This is a genomic window from Bradyrhizobium sp. CCGUVB14 (assembly GCF_024199935.1).
GTDB lineage: Bacteria > Pseudomonadota > Alphaproteobacteria > Rhizobiales > Xanthobacteraceae > Bradyrhizobium.
On sequence record NZ_JANADS010000001.1, the window covers coordinates 8,006,138 to 8,020,473 of the forward strand.

Here is a 14,336-nt window from a genome sequence, read left to right on the forward strand (position 1 = left end):
CATTCCTTCAGATCAAATCGACATACGAACGACTTCTTGGTAGGCCTGCACGACCTTGTCGCGGACCGCGACCGCGGTCTGCAGGGCCTGTTCGGCCGACATCAGCGCCTCGACGACTTTCCGCGTCGATTCCTTGCCCTGCATCGCCGAGATCGACGCACTCTCGCCGGCCTTCAGCGTTCCGATCGCGTCCGTCGTCACCTGCTTCATGACGGAATCAAACCCGACGTCGTCGCCCGCCTGAACCGGTGACGTCGCACCGGGCGCAATGGTCTGCGTTTCGGTGATCCGGGATGCAACCGCCTGCCCTGCGCCGATCGCAGTGGATGAAATCGCTTCTAGCATTGTCAGCTCCTCAGAAGGTCGATGCTCATGCCGAGCATCGATCTCACCTGCTTCACGACCTGGAGATTGGCTTCGTAGGACCGGTTGACTTCCCGCATATCCGCCATCTCGATCATCATGTTGACGTTGGGCATCTTGACGTAACCGGCCTTGTCGGCCGCGGGATGTCCCGGATCGTACTCGACGCGATAGGGCGTGGTGTCGACCCCGATCTCCTTGACCTTCGCCAGCTGCGTGCCCGAAGCACGATCCATCGCGGCGTCGAATGTAATCGTCTTGCGCTGATACGGGTCGGCACCGGCGGTGCGCCCCGTCGAGCTGGCATTCGCGAGATTTTCCGAGACAACCCGCATGCGCGTCGACTGCGCTTCGAGCCCGGAGCTTGCGACCGTCAATGAAGCCGATAGGGCGTCCAGCATATCAATTCACCTCAGGTCTTCGCGCTGGCCAGAACCATGCGGTTGAAGGACCGCACGATCGCCGAGTTCATCGAATAGTCGCGATTGACGTCGTTGCCCTTGATCATCTCCTGCTCGAGGCTGACCGAGTTGCCGGAGTGGACGACGTCCCAGCTATCCTTCTTCGCGGTTGCCCGCGTATCGGTTTCGGCCGGGGAAAGCTGCATATGCGTGGGCGATGTCGTCGCAAGCCTGACCGGCATCGCGTCGAGCACCTTGTTGAAGGGCTCGACGTCGCGCGCCTTGAAGCCCGGCGTATTGGCGTTGGCGACGTTGGTGGCGATGGTCGACTGGCGGAGTTCGAGGTAACGTGCCTGCGACGATGCGAGTTCGAAAAGATAAAGCGGTCCCACGACGGCCCCATTATGATTCATTGGAAAGAACCCTAGGGCGTTAAGCTTTCGTCAAGCTGTTGGGCGAAGCACCATCCTCGTAAATCTACTGAACCTTCTCGGGTCGCGGCGTCTGCTTCGACTGCAGGAAGTAGATGATCTCGGCAACCGGGCGGAAGAATTCCGCAGGAATGACCTGGTCGACCTGTACCGCCTCGTAGAGCGCGCGTGCGAGAGCCTTGTTCTCGATCACCGGGATCCTGTTCTGCTCGGCGGCCTCGCGGATCTTCAGCGCAATCACGTCCATGCCCTTGGCCACGACCAGCGGCGCCGGATTCTCGTCGCGATTGTAGCGCAATGCGATCGCAAAGTGCGTTGGGTTCGCAATCACCAGCGTCGCACGCGGCACGGCGGCGATCATGCGCTGACGCGAGCGGTCGCGCGCGAGCGAGCGCAGGCGCGCCTTGATCAACGGATCGCCCTCGGACTGCTTGTGCTCGTCCTTGATTTCCTGCTTGGTCATGCGCAGCTCGCGCCGCCAGCGAAAGCGCGCCCAGGCGAGATCGATCGCAACCAGAACGATCGTCGCGATGCAGATCGCCGACACGATCCGCATCGCGATGGTGAGGATCATCTCCGGCAACGCGACAGGATCGGTGTACATCGCCTCGAACGCCCTCGCCTCCGACGATCGCAGCACGAAGCAGACGACCGCGGTCACCGAGGCGAGCTTGAACATCGACTTGGCGAACTCGACGAGGCCCTGTATTCCGAAAATGCGGCTCCAGCCGCTGGCTGGGGAGATCCGGGAGAAGTCCGGCATGATGCGCTGCAGCACCAGCCGCGGCGCATTTTGCAGCAGCGAGGCGGCGAGCCCGAACGCCGCGATGATCACGACCAGCGGCACCAGGAATCGCAGCGCCTCGAGGCCCACCACCGTCAGAAGATTCAATGCGTCGGCCGCAGTGCTGAGCGGGAAGCCGTCGGGTTCGTCGATAAAGCTCTTCAAGGTCGGCGTCAGCCGCTGCACGCCCTGGCCGATCAGGAACGCCTGAATCACCATCAGCGCGGCCATGGTCGCAAACATGGATGCCTCCCGAGAGACCGGAATATTGCCCTGTTCGAGCGCATCGCGGACTTTCTTCTCGGTCGGCTCTTCTGTTTTGCTCTCCTGATCGGATGACTCTGCCATGCCTGCTCAGCGGTCAGCGGAAGACCAGCTCATCCTCCTGGTCGGGATTGAGCTCGATCTCACCCTTCTCGGCGAGGTCGAGGGCGAGGTCGGTGATGACGCGGCGCGCCTCCAGCACATCGCGCTGGTTCGACGGCTCGCCGATGGCCAGCTCGTGCTCGACGACGCGGCGGACACGCGAGGCGACAGCAGACAGGATCAGCTCGCGGAAGTGCTTGTCGGTGCCCTTCAGCGCGACGACGATACGGTCGGTCGGCACCTGGTCGAAGATCATGGTGCGCGCCTTCGGCGCCAGGTTGATGACGTCGTCGAAGGTGAACAGAAGCTCCTTCAGCACTTCGGCCGACTTCGGCCGCTTCTCCGACAGGCTCTTCAGCATGTCCTCGATGTGGCCGCGCTCCATCTTGTTGATGATGTCGGCGACGCGGGCGTAGGTGTCGGCACCGAGATTGCGGGCGAAATTGAGCGTCAGATCTTCGTGCAGCGTCTTCTCGAGGACCTTCAGCGCGTCGTCGACGATCGGCTTGAGGCTGAGCACGCGCCGCATCAGTTCGTTGCGCAGGCTCGACGGCAACTGGCTCATCACCTTGGCGGCGCAGGACGGCTTGACCTTGGACAGGATCAGCGCCGCGGTCTGCGGATGTTCCTTGGAGAGGTAGGTCGCCAGCGAGTTTTCCGACACCGACGAGACGCGATCCCATACCGACCGGCTCGAATTGCCGAGCAGGTCCGACATGATCGCCGTGACCTGGTCGGCGGGAAGCACGTCGCCGAGCACGGCCTCGAGGCCGCCGAGGGTGCCGAGAATGTTCGCGCCCATCGAGAATTGCTGGGCGAACTCCTCGACGATCGACTCGAGTTCCTGCGCCGTGATCGGCCGCAGCTCAGCCGCGGCCTTGGTGACGATGCGGATGTCCTGCGGCTCGAACTGCGCGAGCACGCTCGCAGCCGCCTGCCGGCCCATGGCCAGCAGGAGCGCCGCGACCTTTTCCGTTCCGCCCAGCGTGGCAACGCCTCGCTGCTTGATGGGAGCGATGCCGACCTGTGCCGCCATGTTCAGGAATCACTCTGCCCCAGCGGGCCGACGATCTCGGTCAGCGACACACCGAAGCGCGAATTATCCTCTTCGACGACGACCACCTCGCCGCGGGCGACGACGCGGCCGTTGACCACGACGTCGACGGGCTCGCCAACGCGATGATCCAGCGGAACGACGGCGCCGCGGCCGAGCTTCATCAGGTTCGCCACCGGGATGGTCGCCGATCCCAGCACCACCTGCATGGTGACGGGAATGCGCAGGATGGCATCGACATTGGCGAACTTGCCGGTCTCCTCCGCGGTGCGCGCGGCGATCTCCGCCAGCCGCTCCAGCGGGGTCGTCTCGGCATCGTCGGATGCGGTTGCTGACTCGTAGTCGAAGGATTGCGCCATTTGGTATCGCCTCTTGGTATTTCCGCTCCCGGAGCGCCGCGACGTTCCGATCTATCCGTTCAGCCGGTCCCGGCCCTAATGCTTGTTGACCTCGGTGCCGCCCGCGCTCGCAGCGGGCTGGAGCCCGGTCCGCGCATCGAGCGCCGCAATCGCCTCGTGAGCCTGGTCGATCTTCGTGCTCAGCACGTTGGCGAGCCGGCCGAGATTTGCCGTGGAATCATGCGCCGCGGTGATCACCGTATCGAAGGCGCCTGCGGTCTCGTGCACGATGGTCGAGAACTCGCCTTGATAGTTGCGCAGCCGCGCCAGCTCGCGGTGCATCCGAGTCACCCGCATGCTGGTGAAGGCCAGCGCAATCAGCAGAACGGCATCAACGAGATAGGATATCATCGACGAACTCCCGCTTCTGATCGACGGGATCTGCCACCTGCATGGCGTAGTAGCCATCAAGCTGGCCGATCTGGCACCAGAACAGCACCTGGTTGTTGCTCTCGAGCCGCGCCAGCGTGCGCGGCGTGGCCTCGAGCTCGAGCACCTGTCCGACCTTGAATTTCACGACGTCCTCGAGAGATATCATCTTCTCGTCGAGCACCGCGCTCAGCGTCACCTCGGTGCGATGAACCTCGCTCTCCATCTGCTCGCGCCAGCGTGGATCGGCCGCGCCGCCTTCGCTTACGACGACATGAGCGAGCTTCTGCCTGAGCGGGTTGAGCGCCGAGTGCGGAATGATCAGGAACATCTGACCGCCGCGATAGAGCGCCTGCAGCATGATGTTCGCGCAGATCGACATGTTGCCGCCACGCCCGATCGCCAACGAGGCCATCGCGGTCTCGACCCGCTCGACGCGGAAGGTGACGTTGGAGGTGCCGGCGAAGGCGGTTTGCAGCGCTTTGGCAAACCGCTCGAACAGCGCCTGGACCAGGCGGATCTCGATGTTCGAGAAGGTGCGTTCGACGTCCAGCGGCGGCTCGGCGCCGTCGGAACCGAACATCGCCTCGACCATGGTGAAGACGAAATCGCGGTCCAGCACGATGATGACGCGGGAGTCCCACTGCTCGGCATAGAGCACGGCGGCGACCGCGTTGCCCTCATAGTCCTTGATGATATCGCCGACGCGATCGTTGGTGATGCCGTTGACCGAGAAGTAGCAAGGCGTTCCTGCCATCGGCTGCAGGCTGTCCGTGCACGATGCTGCCATGCGATCGAAGATCACATTGAGCATCGGCATGCGCTCGATCGAGATGCCGGCCGCGTCCAGCAAATAGTTCGGCAGCTGCTTCCGCTGATCGATCTCGACGTCTTCCATCGTCATGCGCGCGCCGCCTTGGGTTCAGCCTCGGTCACGACGGCCTTGGGACCTGCGATCGTCTCGTTCTCGACGACATCGATCGACGGCCGCTCACCGCTCGCAATCATCTTGCGGCCGTGCTCGACGGCGATCTGCGGCATGGCGCCGTTCATGAACGCCAGCAGCGTCTGCTTGACGATGATGTAGGGCCGACACTTCTTTTCGCGTGTCATTTTGATCTTCAGCGCGAAGGGCGAAATGATGCCGTAGGACAGGAAGATGCCGGCGAATGTGCCGACCAGCGCCGCGCCGATGAAGCCGCCGAGCAGCTTCGGCGACTGATCGAGCGCGCCCATGGCCTTGATGACGCCGAGCACGGCGGCGACGATACCGAGTGCGGGCAGCGCCTCCGACACCGTCACCAGCGCGTGGTAGGGCGTCAGCTTGCTCTTTACGATGGTGTGGATTTCCTCATCCATCAGCGCTTCGATCTCGTGCGTGCGCGCATTGCCCATGATGATGAGGCGGACATAGTCGCAGATGAACTGGAGCAGCGCCGGATCCCCGAGCACGCTCGGGAACGCCTTGAAAATCTCCGAAGACGAGGGATCGTCGATATGCGCCTCGACCTCGTTGCGGCCCTTGCCGCGCAGCTCGCGCATCAGCGCATGAAGCGCCCCGAGCAGGTCGAGATAATAGCGCTCACCCGGCACGGCGCCGGTGATGGCCTGCATGCAGGCAACCCCGGTGTCCGTGACCGTCTTCCACGGATTGGCCACGATGAAGGTGCCGACCGCGGTCCCCATGATGATCACGAATTCCCACGGCTGCATGAGCACGGCCAGATGCCCGCCCATGGCGGCAAATCCGCCGAGCAGCGCCGCCACCGTGATGAAAATCCCCACGAAACTGAGCAACCCGCCACTCCATCGCCGATCCCATCGGGAATATCTAGTCGGCCACGCTTGCGCGAAGCTGGTTTCGGCATGGCCAGCCCCGCGCAAGCAATGCACGGCAGCTTGAGACGATGTCGCAATAGCGGCCAAAGGGGCGCGTGCCATGCTATCCACGATCGCGGACTACACCAGGCTGACCACGGACATGAGCAAGTCGCTGACTCAGGTCGAGCAGCAACCCGACGTCAGCCGCGATACCGCCTACTACCTGGCCAATATCGGCAACGTGAAGAGCATCGACGATTTCCTCAATAACTATAAGCTCTACTCGTACGCGATGAAGGCCTTTGGCCTCGACGACATGATCTACGCCAAGGCCTTCATGCGGAAAGTGCTGACCGAGGGCGTCGCGACCTCGGACACCTTCGCCAACAAGCTGAGCGACAGCCGCTACCGGGACTTCGCCACCGCCTTCAATTTCGCGGCGCTCGGCGCCAATGCGACGCAGGCTACCGCGGCCACGACCAACGTGACCAGCCAGTATGCGACCCAGACGTTGGAGGAAGACGCCGGCGACCAGAACGAGGGTCTGCGGCTCGCGCTCTATTTCACGCGCAAGGCCTCCTCGATCACCAGCCCCTACCAGATCCTCGCCGACAAGGCGCTGACCCAGGTGGTGCAGACCGCAGAGGGCTGGTCGTCGACGATCTCTTCGTCCGACATCGACATGCAGGCCAAGATGATCACGGACAAGATCGATCTGACCGATTTCCAGGACCCGACCAAGGTCACGAAATTCGTGCAGCGCTTCGCCGCAATGTGGGACGCGACCCAGGCCCAGAGCGACACCTCGACCAACCCCGCGCTGGTCCTGATCACCGGCGCGTCGACGACGTCGGCCGGCCTGGATACCGACATGCTCACGACCCTTCAGAACATCAGGTTCAACAGGTAAGCCATGCAATCGGCTCTTTATGTGGGATTGTCGGCGCAGGTCGCGCTCGAAAAGCGCCTCCAGACGATCGCCAACAACGTCGCCAACGTCAACACGTCCGGCTTTCGCACCGATGTGGTGAAATTCGAGACCGTGCTGTCCAAGGCCGCCGCCAACCCGGTCGCGTTCTCCTCGCCCGGCGAGAACATCATCTCGCGCGAGGCCGGCAACATCACCGAGACCGGCAACCCGCTCGACGTGGCCGTGGTCGGACAGGGCTGGATCGCCTTCGCCGGCCCCAACGGCACGGTCTATACCCGCGACGGCCGGCTCCAGATCGCCGCCAACGGCGACCTTCAGACGGTGTCGGGCTTCCCCGTCATCGATTCCGGCGGTGCGCAGCTCTCGCTCGACCCGAACGGCGGGCCGGTCTCGATCTCGCGCAGCGGCGCGGTCACCCAGGATAACAACGAGATCGGCACCATCGGCCTGTTCAGCATTCCGGCCGATGCCGATCTCGACCGCTACGGCAATTCCGGCGTCACGCCTGACCGTCCTGCGACCGCCATCGCCGATTTCAGCCGGGACGGCTTCAAGCAGGGCTATGTCGAGGGCTCCAGCGCCAACCCGATGATGGAATTGACAAAGCTGATGTCGGCTTCGCGCGCTTTCGACAGCACCAATTCGCTGATCGAGGGCACCGAGAGCACGCTCAGCAACGCAATCCGGACGCTGGGCGATCCGAGTAAGTAGGCTGCGCGTCGCGCGTAATTTGGGTGGACGGTTTCCTTGAACGCTCTTCGTCAACTTGAGTGGGCGCTGCTCGAACTCCAGCAGAGTACGCCGCTGGCAAGCATCAGCGGCGCGATCTCCGAGATCGCGCCGACGCATTTCCGCGTCTCCGGCCTGTCGCGCGCCGTCAAGCTCGGCGAACTGATCGGCGTCAATTCGGGCGGCAAGCCCCAGATCGGCGAGGTGGTGCGGATCGACAGCGACGGCATCATCGCAAAGCCGTTCGACCGGCAATTCGCCGGCGGGCTCGGCTCGGTCGCCTACCGCATGCCGGCATTGTCGTTCGCGCCGGATCCGAGCTGGAAAGGCCGCGTCATCAACGCGCTCGGCGCCCCGCTGGACGGAATGGGCCCGCTCACCCCGGGATCGCGCGCGGTCTCGGCGGAGACCGAAGCGCCGCCGGCGATGAAGCGGGCGCGCGTGCACAAGCCGCTGCGCACCGGCGTCCGCGTCATCGACCTGTTTGCGCCGATCTGCGCCGGCCAGCGCGTCGGCATCTTTGCCGGCTCCGGCGTCGGCAAATCGACGCTGCTCGCAATGCTCGCCCGCAGCCAGGGCTTTGACACCGTCGTGCTGGCGCTGGTCGGCGAGCGCGGCCGCGAGGTGCGCGAGTTCATCGAGGACGTGCTCGGGACCGACCGGCACCGCTCCATCACCATCGTATCGACGGGTGATGAAAGCCCGATGATGCGGCGACTGGCGCCGAAAACGGCAATGGCGGTCGCCGAATATTTCCGCGACCGCGGCGAATCGGTGCTGCTCGTGGTCGATTCGATCACCCGCTTCGCCCACGCCGCCCGCGAGGTCGCGCTTGCAGCCGGCGAGCCCGCGGTGGCACGCGGCTATGCCCCGACGGTGTTCACCGATCTGCCGCGCCTGCTGGAGCGCGCCGGGCCCGGCGAGGAGGGCTCCGGGACCATCACCGGCATCTTCTCCGTGCTGGTCGACGGCGACGACCACAACGAGCCGATCGCCGACACCATCCGCAGCACACTGGACGGGCACATCGTGCTCTCCAGGCACATTGCCGACCAGGCGCGCTATCCCGCCGTGGACGTGCTGGCCTCGGTCTCCCGCCTCGCCCACAACGTCTGGGACCCGGAGGAGCGCGAATTGGTGAGCAAATTGCGCACCCTGATCGCCAAATACGAGGATACCCGCGACCTTCGCCTGATGGGCGGATACCAGTCGGGACGCGATTCGGGGCTCGACCAGGCCGTCGACATGGTCCCGCGAATCTACAACGCCATGCGACAAGACGCCTCTGCTCCGCCGAGCGCCGATCCGTTCCGCGAGCTCAGGGACATGCTCAAGGGCGACTAGCGGCGCAAGCTGCCGGCCGGGCGCGCCACCCGCGACCGCGTACCCTGCCCTCGGTGCGCGCATGTCGTGGCACAAACTGCATAGGCGTTTGTTCGCCAGCAATATTCGCCGCGCGAATCTCAACCATTTGGATGAGACGGTCAGCATGGTCGTGGAAAACGACACGCGGATGATGCTTAGGGTGTAACATCACAACAACCGCCACGTGCAATCCCCGCAAGTTCCCCTGATGCCGTCCTGGCTAGACCAGAAGCAGATCGCGGAAGTTGTGGATGATTTTCATGTTGCGCGGCGCCTACGGTGCACAAGCTTCGATCATCTTGCTTCAACGACGGACAGCAATATCCGTGCAATCAAACGCGCGTAGAACTACGTGCATCTAGCCGGCTAGACTGCACATGCGTTCACCATCATGTGTTCTGAAGAGCGAGATTGTCTTGAACGTTACATTCGTCTGCAACGACATCCGCTCTCCACGAGTGTCTCTACTTGATTTTGTTGAGAAGCTCATTCATCGTTTCGGTGGGCCATAAGAAACGTCTGCGTGTGACTTGAACTCAGGGGCTTCGGTTGTACAACTCCGATCCATCGTCCAGCGGTGACGGCAGCTCGGGCTTGCGTTCGACGACTCTGCGGTTGGCATGCCATCGGCAGCAGCGTTTCTCGCGCGGTGTCCTGCGACGCTCATCAGTCCAAGTCATGTGCCGTGCAGTCCAGGGCTTCGCGCTGAAGCCGGCTACGACGCACGTATCGGACATTGATGGGCATCATGACTCTCGCGAGACATTCGTGCGCCATGGTGGAAAGCGGCTTCGGGGCGCCGCACACGCGATTCCCGGGGCGAGGTAGGAATTTATGCCGTTGGCACGCGAAGCCGTCGAGCTGCTGGTTCAGGCGGCCAGGGCCTGGTATTTCGAAGGCAATCAACACGGGTTGCGCGATCGGGAATGGATGGCGCTGCGCTTTCTCGGCCGCGCCAACCGCTTCTCGCGCACACCGTCCGCGCTCGCCGGCTTCATCGGTGCGACCCGGGCGACCGCATCGCAGATCGTCAAGACGCTGGAGAGCAAATCCTTCCTGGTGCGAAAGCCGTCGCAGGAAGACAAGCGTTCTGTCGTGCTACACGTCACCGCGCAGGGTGAGAAGTGCCTGAGCCAGCACGACCCGATCAATCACGTCGTCAATGCCGTCAGGGCCCTCGAGACCGACGATCGTGTCCATCTGCGCGACTCGCTCCGCGAGGTTCTCAATCATCTCGACGCAGCCCATCAGCGGCTCGATGCCAGCGTCTGCCGCGATTGCATGTTCCTGGCCGAGCGTAGCCCCAGCACGGGCAAGGGACGCGCCACCGCCGAATTCATGTGCCGGCTGTATCGCGCGCCCGTCTCGCTCGAGGAGACGGAGCTGCTCTGCACCAGCTTCGAGCGCACCCGTGATCGCCCCAAGATCGAGGAGCATCTCGATCGCGCGCGCGTGGCAAGCCAGAGTTGACGCAGCCGCGCGCGGCGTTTGTCCAACACACGGTTCAGTTCGTAGGATGGGTAGAGCGAAGCGAAACCCATCACTGTTCGTCCTCGCGGAGCCATGATGGGTTTCGCAAGTGCTCTACCCATCCTACTGCCCCTTCAACTGCAGACACACCTTCGCACCCTCGCGGCTTAATTCGCCCGAGCTTTGCCTGGTCTCGCCACCCTCTTGTCCAAGAGGGCGCAGGGAAGGCCGGGTGCTGACCTCGCACCCGCGGTCCGCTGCGCGAAAATGTAGCGCAGAGAAAACCGCACAGCAGCATACAGGTGGTGCCAATCACTCGGCCTTCCCTGCGCGATGGGTTGACGGCTTATGCCGTGCTCTCCCGGGAGCCGAATTCCTTCTGGCCTCCCTCGCCCCGCGAATTGGCGATGTGGTTGATCCGGTTGGACGCTCCACACCTCCGCGACAGGCTTGACCGTAGCGACGACGGCCAGGACCACACGGTTTTGCCGTACGCGCGTTCGCCTGGTGCCACAGGGTCTTGCGGCAGTGTGCACACGCGCCGCAAGAATGTTGGCGAGACGAACTGACAGCGCCGCTCATCCACGCGTGGTTTCGGGCTCACAGGGACTACCCGCCCTGCCCGCACCTCTCGCGCCGACGCTGCCGCGTCCACCGCAAGCCCGGCTCTCGATCAGTGACGACGTACGATCGCCCCTCCAGGATGAGCCGGGATGGGCGACACATACGCCATTTCCGAATTTCGGTAAAGTGGAATATTTTTGCCGGCGCCGATTGACAGCTTTCGCAGGTGTTTTGCCCGTCGGGCGCCGGTGAACGGCGCGCGCCGTTACTGCGCGCCCGATCCGCCCTGCACGATCTTCTCGTTCAGCTTCTGGTCGACGGTGTCGACCGTACGGTCGATCTCGGCATTGGGCGCGCCGATCTGATGCGAGATCAGCTTCACCAGAAGATCGACGCGCTCGATGAAGGGTGCACCGCCGGCCACGGCCCGCGCCGCCGACGACGGCTTGAGCAGGCTTTCGGCCGCCTTGGCGTATTTCGCAAACGGCACCTGGTCCTGCGGATCGGCGCCGAGGCGGCGGGCGATGGCGTCGACATGGTCGTAGATCGTCTGCGAGCGCGCGAGGTCGCCATGCACGGCGTCGCGGATCGACTGCGGCTCGTTTGGCGTGATGCAGCGGTAGTTGCCGGTGAGCAGCATCGACCACTTGGCCAGCGGCACGAACAGCGACTCGAACACTTTCAGCTTCACCGGCACGTCATGGCCGTCGAGCGTCACTGCATCGATGTCGGCCTCGAGTTCGCGCAGCACCTTGTTGTGCTTGTCGTCGGCAAAGGCCGAGGCCTTGAAGTTCGTGGGCAGGCCGACATGCAGCACGTTGGCCGCTTCCTCCGGCGGACGGAAGGCCTGCGGATCGGGCGAACACAGCGTCACCAACCCCGGCTCGAAGCGTTCCCATACCTGCGCATTGGTGTAGGCCTCCTCGAGATCCATGTCGGCGAGCGCCGGAATGCGCTTGAGATAAGGCAGCGGCGGCATGTTCATGATCGACAGGCACGGCAGCTTCGCCGCGGCGATCTTGACCATCAGCATGCGGACCGTGTGGTTGGTGTATTGCGGCTCCTGCATCGCCAGGCCGACAAGGTCATAGCGGGAGACGTCGACATTCTGCGGCGTCACCGCGTCCAGCTTGCCGGGCAGGTCGCGCGAGAAGATCGCGCGGTGCACCGCCTCGTCACGCAGCTTGATGCGCACCTCGGTACCGTCGCGGTTGATCAGTTCCGCGGTCTTGGCACGGCAGACCAGGGTCACGTTGTGCCCGGCCATCAAGAGCTTGGTACCCAGCAGGGAGCCGTAGGAAGCACCCAGAATCAGAACGTTACGCGCCATGTTCGTCCCCTCGATATCTTGTGTGATTTTTTGAGCCCCGGCCGTTGCCCGCGGGTGCGTTGCAGCATCTAAGGCAAACTGGCCGGGAATGGCAACTGGGATAATGCATACAAGGATACGCCGGATATTCCGCCTCGTGGACGGAACCACCAACTTGGTTGTCGACGAGATTGCGATTTTGCCGAATTCCGGCGTCATCGCGGACCTCGCCCGCGGAACGGCCCGCAGTTCTACGGCTTTCGAATCCCAGTTGAAAATCCACCGTGGGCAACACGGCGCGATTCGCCGTGTTTCGCTCGACGCATCCCGATCCGATTGATAAGCCCCTGTCCGCGAATGGAAGGGCCTGAGTCGGGATGACGGTTGCGATCGAGATGGGGTTGACCACGGCGGGCGCCGCGGCGGCCATGGACCTCGAGGAACTCTTGGCGACCCGCCTCCTGGTGCAGGGCAATTCCGGCTCCGGCAAGTCGCATCTGTTGCGGCGCCTGCTCGAGCAGAGCGCGCCATGGGTGCAGCAGACGATCATCGATCCCGAAGGCGATTTCGTCACGTTGGCCGAGCGCTTCGGCCACCTGGTGATCGAGGCCGAGGATCACACTGAGCGCGGCCTTCAGGTTGCCGGTGAACGCGCCCGGCTGCATCGGGTCTCGACCGTGCTTAATCTCGAAGGGCTGGACGCCGAGAACCAGATGCGGCGCGCGGCCGCGTTCCTCGGCGGCTTGTTCGACGTGGAGCGCGACCATTGGTATCCGATGCTGGTGGTGGTCGACGAGGCGCAGCTGTTTGCACCGGCGGTCGCCGGCGAGGTGTCGGACGAGGCGCGAAAACTCTCGCTCAGCGCCATGACCAATCTGATGTGCCGCGGCCGCAAGCGCGGGCTCGCCGGCATCATCGCGACGCAACGTTTGGCAAAGCTCGCCAAGAACGTCGCGGCCGAAGCCTCGAACTTCCTGATGGGCCGCACCTTCCTCGACATCGACATGGCGCGCGCCGCCGATCTGCTCGGCATGGAGCGGCGGCAGGCGGAAGCCTTTCGCGATCTCGAGCGCGGGCAGTTCATGGCGCTCGGACCTGCGCTGTCGCGGCGTCCGTTGCGGCTGAACATCGGCCCGACCGACACCTCCCCACGCAATTCGACGCCGCGGCTGATGCCGCTGCCCGAAGCGACGCTGGAGGATGCCCGCGCCGTGATCCTGGCCGCGCCGCCGCCGGATGCCAGCCGGCCGCAGCGCCGGCCTGCGCCCGACCTGCTCGAGCAGCTCCGTGCCGCCAAGGCCGCGGCGCCCGAGGTCAGCCCCGACGTGGTTGAGGAACCGGTCAGCGCCGAAGAGCTCGCGGAACTGCGCGAGCGCGTGGATCGGACGCTGCGCGCCGTGCTGGCCGCGCCCGATGCCGGCTTCCGCGCCATCGGCGTGCTCTATCAGGAATTCGTGGTCCGCTGCCGCATCGAAGGCCTCGGCGCGTCGGTGCCTGATCTCACCGAATTCCGCCGCATGCTGACGCATGCACGCGCAGGCCTGGGCACTGAGATCGCCGATGACGACGCCTGGCAGGAGGTGACGTTGCGCGCCTCGATCCTGCCCGACGACATGCAGGGCGTGTTCATGATGATCGCGCGCGCCGCCAAGGAAGGCTGGCCCTGCCCCGGCGACGCCGCGATCGCACGCGCTTACGGCTCACATTCGCTGCGCCGGGCCCAGCGCCTGCTCGGCTATATGGAGGAGCAGGGCCTGATCGTCGTCCAACTCGACGGCGGCGGACGCAGGTTCGTGACGCTGGTCGAGCTCGCGTGGGCGACGGCGCCGGGTGATCCGAATGGCGACGATCAGCCGGCCGAGCAGATGCCGAGCGCTGCGTCGGCTTGATTGCTGCCGCGAAGAAGGTGCGCTCCCTCTCCCGCTTGCGGGAGGGAGCGGAGAGGGTGTCTCCGCAACGGGACAATCCCCCAGGGGAGAGA

At 64.1% G+C, this 14,336-nt stretch carries 16 protein-coding genes; 6 read left to right on the forward strand and 10 right to left on the reverse strand.

The window, feature by feature from the left end; translation table 11 throughout:
- Positions 1-12 precede the first annotated feature (12 nt).
- The 9 genes from NLM32_RS37385 to motA all read right to left on the reverse strand — a co-directional run bounded on the left by NLM32_RS37385 (position 13) and on the right by motA (position 5,963).
- A complete protein-coding gene (locus NLM32_RS37385; RefSeq protein WP_254133689.1) occupies positions 13-345 on the reverse strand; it encodes a flagellar hook-basal body complex protein FliE in 333 nt (110 codons plus the stop codon).
- A 2-nt stretch (positions 346-347) separates the two neighbouring features.
- A complete protein-coding gene (gene flgC / locus NLM32_RS37390; protein ID WP_254133690.1) occupies positions 348-764 on the reverse strand; it encodes a flagellar basal body rod protein FlgC in 417 nt (138 codons plus the stop codon).
- A gap of 11 nt (positions 765-775) precedes the next feature.
- The gene (gene flgB, locus NLM32_RS37395; RefSeq protein ID WP_254133691.1) at positions 776-1,177 is read right to left on the reverse strand and encodes a flagellar basal body rod protein FlgB; all 402 of its coding nucleotides are present in this window, start codon (positions 1,175-1,177) and stop codon (positions 776-778) included.
- Between the two features lie 64 nt (positions 1,178-1,241).
- Positions 1,242-2,327: a flagellar biosynthesis protein FlhB gene (gene flhB, locus NLM32_RS37400; RefSeq protein ID WP_254133692.1), complete on the reverse strand. Its 1,086-nt coding sequence runs from the start codon at positions 2,325-2,327 to the stop codon at positions 1,242-1,244.
- Between the two features lie 13 nt (positions 2,328-2,340).
- On the reverse strand, positions 2,341-3,381 hold the full coding sequence (locus NLM32_RS37405) for a flagellar motor switch protein FliG (protein WP_254133693.1): 1,041 nt from the start codon (positions 3,379-3,381) through the stop codon (positions 2,341-2,343).
- Between the two features lie 2 nt (positions 3,382-3,383).
- Entirely contained in the window at positions 3,384-3,758 is a 375-nt protein-coding gene (fliN, locus tag NLM32_RS37410) for a flagellar motor switch protein FliN (RefSeq protein WP_254133694.1), read from the reverse strand.
- Positions 3,759-3,833: 75 nt separating this feature from the next.
- Positions 3,834-4,148, reverse strand: coding sequence for a hypothetical protein (locus NLM32_RS37415; RefSeq protein ID WP_254133695.1), 315 nt, complete (start codon positions 4,146-4,148; stop codon positions 3,834-3,836).
- Positions 4,129-5,070 carry a flagellar motor switch protein FliM gene (locus NLM32_RS37420; RefSeq protein ID WP_254133696.1) on the reverse strand — a complete coding sequence of 314 codons (942 nt, stop codon included), beginning with the start codon at positions 5,068-5,070 and terminating at the stop codon, positions 4,129-4,131. Before NLM32_RS37420 ends, NLM32_RS37415 begins: the two co-directional genes overlap by 20 nt.
- Positions 5,067-5,963, reverse strand: a complete 897-nt coding sequence (motA, locus tag NLM32_RS37425) for a flagellar motor stator protein MotA (RefSeq protein WP_254133697.1) — start codon at positions 5,961-5,963, stop codon at positions 5,067-5,069. The genes NLM32_RS37420 and motA overlap by 4 nt, the downstream gene beginning before the upstream one ends.
- Before the next feature lie 142 nt (positions 5,964-6,105).
- Between motA and NLM32_RS37430 the strand changes: the two genes are divergently transcribed.
- The 4 genes from NLM32_RS37430 (at position 6,106) to NLM32_RS37445 (ending at position 10,482) form a co-directional block, all read left to right on the forward strand.
- Entirely contained in the window at positions 6,106-6,897 is a 792-nt protein-coding gene (locus NLM32_RS37430; protein ID WP_254133698.1) for a DUF1217 domain-containing protein, read from the forward strand.
- Positions 6,898-6,900: 3 nt separating this feature from the next.
- Positions 6,901-7,629, forward strand: coding sequence for a flagellar basal-body rod protein FlgF (gene flgF, locus NLM32_RS37435; RefSeq protein ID WP_254133699.1), 729 nt, complete (start codon positions 6,901-6,903; stop codon positions 7,627-7,629).
- A 36-nt stretch (positions 7,630-7,665) separates the two neighbouring features.
- The gene (gene fliI / locus NLM32_RS37440) at positions 7,666-8,991 is read left to right on the forward strand and encodes a flagellar protein export ATPase FliI (RefSeq protein ID WP_254133700.1); all 1,326 of its coding nucleotides are present in this window, start codon (positions 7,666-7,668) and stop codon (positions 8,989-8,991) included.
- Between the two features lie 855 nt (positions 8,992-9,846).
- A complete protein-coding gene (locus tag NLM32_RS37445) occupies positions 9,847-10,482 on the forward strand; it encodes a MarR family winged helix-turn-helix transcriptional regulator (RefSeq protein WP_254133701.1) in 636 nt (211 codons plus the stop codon).
- A gap of 829 nt (positions 10,483-11,311) precedes the next feature.
- Here the strand turns inward: NLM32_RS37445 and NLM32_RS37450 are convergent.
- The gene (locus tag NLM32_RS37450; protein ID WP_254133702.1) at positions 11,312-12,376 is read right to left on the reverse strand and encodes a ketopantoate reductase family protein; all 1,065 of its coding nucleotides are present in this window, start codon (positions 12,374-12,376) and stop codon (positions 11,312-11,314) included.
- A gap of 136 nt (positions 12,377-12,512) precedes the next feature.
- On the opposite strand from NLM32_RS37450, the gene NLM32_RS37455 reads away from it, so the two are divergent.
- Both NLM32_RS37455 and NLM32_RS37460 read left to right on the forward strand, forming a co-directional pair.
- Positions 12,513-12,695, forward strand: coding sequence for a hypothetical protein (locus NLM32_RS37455; protein WP_254133703.1), 183 nt, complete (start codon positions 12,513-12,515; stop codon positions 12,693-12,695).
- A gap of 37 nt (positions 12,696-12,732) precedes the next feature.
- The gene (locus NLM32_RS37460; RefSeq protein WP_254133704.1) at positions 12,733-14,244 is read left to right on the forward strand and encodes an ATP-binding protein; all 1,512 of its coding nucleotides are present in this window, start codon (positions 12,733-12,735) and stop codon (positions 14,242-14,244) included.
- The last annotated feature ends 92 nt before the right edge of the window (positions 14,245-14,336 follow it).

What these genes read in the sequence shown, in the direction of transcription:
- NLM32_RS37385 (WP_254133689.1), bottom strand. Translation starts at nt 345, where the DNA reads ATGCTAGAAGCGATTTCATCCACTGCGATCGGCGCAGGGCAGGCGGTT.
- flgC (WP_254133690.1), bottom strand. Translation starts at nt 764, where the DNA reads ATGCTGGACGCCCTATCGGCTTCATTGACGGTCGCAAGCTCCGGGCTC.
- flgB (WP_254133691.1), bottom strand. Translation starts at nt 1,177, where the DNA reads ATGAATCATAATGGGGCCGTCGTGGGACCGCTTTATCTTTTCGAACTC.
- flhB (WP_254133692.1), bottom strand. Translation starts at nt 2,327, where the DNA reads ATGGCAGAGTCATCCGATCAGGAGAGCAAAACAGAAGAGCCGACCGAG.
- NLM32_RS37405 (WP_254133693.1), bottom strand. Translation starts at nt 3,381, where the DNA reads ATGGCGGCACAGGTCGGCATCGCTCCCATCAAGCAGCGAGGCGTTGCC.
- fliN (WP_254133694.1), bottom strand. Translation starts at nt 3,758, where the DNA reads ATGGCGCAATCCTTCGACTACGAGTCAGCAACCGCATCCGACGATGCC.
- NLM32_RS37415 (WP_254133695.1), bottom strand. Translation starts at nt 4,148, where the DNA reads ATGATATCCTATCTCGTTGATGCCGTTCTGCTGATTGCGCTGGCCTTC.
- NLM32_RS37420 (WP_254133696.1), bottom strand. Translation starts at nt 5,070, where the DNA reads ATGACGATGGAAGACGTCGAGATCGATCAGCGGAAGCAGCTGCCGAAC.
- NLM32_RS37430 (WP_254133698.1), top strand. Translation starts at nt 6,106, where the DNA reads ATGCTATCCACGATCGCGGACTACACCAGGCTGACCACGGACATGAGC.
- flgF (WP_254133699.1), top strand. Translation starts at nt 6,901, where the DNA reads ATGCAATCGGCTCTTTATGTGGGATTGTCGGCGCAGGTCGCGCTCGAA.
- NLM32_RS37445 (WP_254133701.1), top strand. Translation starts at nt 9,847, where the DNA reads ATGCCGTTGGCACGCGAAGCCGTCGAGCTGCTGGTTCAGGCGGCCAGG.
- NLM32_RS37450 (WP_254133702.1), bottom strand. Translation starts at nt 12,376, where the DNA reads ATGGCGCGTAACGTTCTGATTCTGGGTGCTTCCTACGGCTCCCTGCTG.
- NLM32_RS37460 (WP_254133704.1), top strand. Translation starts at nt 12,733, where the DNA reads ATGACGGTTGCGATCGAGATGGGGTTGACCACGGCGGGCGCCGCGGCG.